This window comes from Sulfurivirga sp., assembly GCF_015490265.1.
Taxonomy (GTDB): domain Bacteria; phylum Pseudomonadota; class Gammaproteobacteria; order Thiomicrospirales; family Thiomicrospiraceae; genus Sulfurivirga.
This window is the reverse complement of the sequence record NZ_WFYD01000097.1, coordinates 1-2469: the sequence shown is the minus strand read 5'-3', so window position 1 is coordinate 2469 and position 2469 is coordinate 1. Positions and strand designations below refer to the sequence as shown.

The window sequence follows — 2469 nt, the reverse complement described above, 5'->3', positions numbered from 1 at the left end:
GGCGGGCGAGCCGTGGGCGCCGGTGATCACCTCGATTCCTTCTCCGCCGGCGTCCCGGAACGCTGCCAGCAGGCGGCGCATCTTGCTGTGGGTCATGCGGTAGACACCGGGATGGGCCAGCACGGCGATGCCCCCAGCGGCCCGGATGGCCGCCACGCCCGCCTCCAGCGACAGCCATTCGACCCTGACATGGCCCTTGCGTCCCCGCTTGAGATAGTGGTCGAACGCCTGCTGATGGGTGCGCACCCAGCCGCGTTCGATCAGCACCTGGGCGATGTGCCCGCGTCCTATGCTGTGAGTGTCGATGGAGCGCCAGTCAATCTCCAGCCCGATCTTTGCAAGCTTGCCGCAGATGGCCTCGGCACGGGCCTCGCGCAGCGTGCGTGTCGCCTTGAGAAACCGTTTCAGCGCCTCCGACTCCGTATTCAGGCCCAGACCGACCACATGCAGTGTCTGGCCCTGCCAGCTCACCGACAGCTCCGCTCCCGGAATCAGCGTGATGCCCAGTGACCGGGCCGCCGTCTGGGCTTCGTCAATGCCTGCGGTCGTATCATGGTCAGTGAGTGCCAGATGGCTCACCCCTGCGTTGTGTGCGCGCAACACCAGCTCTGCGGGCGCAAGCGCGCCGTCGGAGGCGGTGGAATGGCTATGAAGATCAGGTCTATAATTCGGGAACTCAACGGCGGGTGACGACATGAAGCTGCTTTTCGACCTCTTTCCGGTCATTCTATTCTTTATCGCCTACAAGCTCTACGATATCTACGTGGCCACCGGCGTGGCCATCGCCGCGGCCGTGGCGCAGGTCTTCTTCGTCTACATGAAGCACCGCCGGGTGGAAAAGATGCATCTTGTCACCCTGGCGCTGATACTGGTGCTGGGCGGGCTGACCTTGGCGCTGCACGATGAGACCTTCATCAAGTGGAAGCCCACGCTGGTCAACTGGGGTTTCGCGCTGGTGTTCTGGGGCAGCCACTACATTGGCGACAAGCCCATCATCCGACGCATGCTGGATGAGGCGCTGCACCTGCCGGAACAGGTGTGGACGCGCCTGAGCATGCTGTGGATCACCTTCTTCATCTTCTCCGGTGCCGCCAACCTGTTCGTGGCCTACACCTTCGACACCGACACATGGGTCAACTTCAAGCTGTTCGGCCTGATGGGCATGACCCTGGTGTTCATTCTGCTTCAGGGGATTTATCTGGCAAAATACATGGAAGACAAGCGTGAGGAGACGGACTGATGCTCTACATGATCTGCGCCGAAGACGTGCCTGATTCCCTGCCGCTGCGCCGCAGCGCGCGCGAACGCCACATCGCCCGGCTGGAGCAGTTGCAGCAGGAAGGCCGACTGGTGCTGGCCGGCCCCTTCCCGGCCGTGGACGCCATCGACCCGGGCGAGGCGGGCTTTACCGGCAGCCTGATCGTGGCCGAATTCGCCGATCTGGATGAAGCGAAAGCCTGGGCGGAAGCGGACCCCTATGTGGAAGCCGGCGTTTATGCAAAGGTCACCGTCAAACCCTTCAAGCAGGTGTTCCCCAGATGAGCGATCCGGTCTTTCTCATTCCCCGTTCCGCCAGCCGAACCCGGCTGGACAGCGAGGTGTTCGATCTGATGGATGAACCCATGGTGTCCGTCCCCCTGCTGGGCTGGACATCCGCCGGCGAGCCTATACAGATGGCGCTGGATTTCGATACGGTGGAGATTCCCCGCTCCATGGCGCGCAAGGAGACCTTCGCCCTGCGTGTCAGGGGCAACTCCATGATTGATGAGGGCATCGAGGATGGCGACATTGTCATTATCGAGCGCCGCCGCACGGCGGAAAACGGCGAGTCGGTCATCGTGCGCATCAACGGCGACGAAGTGACCATGAAGAAGCTCTACATCGAACGGGACGGGGTGCGCCTGCAGCCGGCCAACCCGGAGATGGCCCCCATCTTCATCCGCAACGAAGAGATCGAAATCATCGGCATCGTCCGCGGCATTCTGCGCCAGCCATGATTCACCTTCTCATCACCGGCGGCACGCTGGACAAGGATTATGACGCCCTGAGCGGCGAGCTGACCTTTCCCGGCACCATCGTGCCCCACATGCTTGAGCGTGCCCGAGTCACCCTCCCTGTGACCACCACCGTGCTCATGCAGAAGGATTCCCTTGAAATGACCGACGCCGACCGCCTGCGCATTGCCGAAGCGGCGGAAGCGTCGGAGCATGAAAGGCTCGTCATCACCCACGGCACCGACACCATGACGGAGACGGGCCGTCTCCTGAGCACCCGTCCGGTGCTGAAGAAGAAGACCATCGTGCTCACCGGCGCCATGCGTCCCCACCGGCTGGGTCATTCAGACGCCCTGTTCAATCTGGGTGCGGCGCTCATGGCCGCGCAGCTGGCGCAACCCGGCGTGTGGATCGCCATGAACGGCCGGCTTCTGCCAGCCACCACTGCCCAAAAAGATCGCAGCCGGGGCGTTTT

At 62.8% G+C, this 2469-nt stretch carries 5 protein-coding genes; 4 read left to right on the top strand and 1 reads right to left on the bottom strand.

Going from position 1 to position 2469, the window contains the following annotated elements; all coding sequences use genetic code 11:
* Positions 1 to 696, bottom strand: a 696-nt coding sequence (locus tag F8K16_RS06515; protein ID WP_294948432.1) for a PHP domain-containing protein, incomplete at its 3' end; no start/stop codon positions are given.
* On the opposite strand from F8K16_RS06515, the gene F8K16_RS06510 reads away from it, so the two are divergent.
* The 4 genes from F8K16_RS06510 to F8K16_RS06495 form a co-directional block, all read left to right on the top strand.
* Complete coding sequence (locus F8K16_RS06510; protein ID WP_294948430.1) at positions 695 to 1240, top strand: septation protein A; 546 nt, start codon at positions 695 to 697, stop codon at positions 1238 to 1240. The two genes, F8K16_RS06515 and F8K16_RS06510, sit on opposite strands and share 2 nt — an antisense overlap.
* Positions 1240 to 1542 (top strand): YciI family protein, encoded by a 303-nt coding sequence (locus tag F8K16_RS06505; protein ID WP_294948428.1) that lies wholly within the window; start codon positions 1240 to 1242, stop codon positions 1540 to 1542. Before F8K16_RS06510 ends, F8K16_RS06505 begins: the two co-directional genes overlap by 1 nt.
* Positions 1539 to 1997: a transcriptional repressor LexA gene (gene lexA / locus F8K16_RS06500; protein ID WP_294948426.1), complete on the top strand. Its 459-nt coding sequence runs from the start codon at positions 1539 to 1541 to the stop codon at positions 1995 to 1997. The genes F8K16_RS06505 and lexA overlap by 4 nt, the downstream gene beginning before the upstream one ends.
* Positions 1994 to 2469, top strand: a 476-nt coding sequence (locus F8K16_RS06495) for an asparaginase domain-containing protein (protein ID WP_294948424.1), incomplete at its 3' end; no start/stop codon positions are given. The genes lexA and F8K16_RS06495, both read left to right, overlap by 4 nt.

What these genes read in the sequence shown, in the direction of transcription:
- F8K16_RS06510 (WP_294948430.1), top strand. Translation starts at nt 695, where the DNA reads ATGAAGCTGCTTTTCGACCTCTTTCCGGTCATTCTATTCTTTATCGCC.
- F8K16_RS06505 (WP_294948428.1), top strand. Translation starts at nt 1,240, where the DNA reads ATGCTCTACATGATCTGCGCCGAAGACGTGCCTGATTCCCTGCCGCTG.
- lexA (WP_294948426.1), top strand. Translation starts at nt 1,539, where the DNA reads ATGAGCGATCCGGTCTTTCTCATTCCCCGTTCCGCCAGCCGAACCCGG.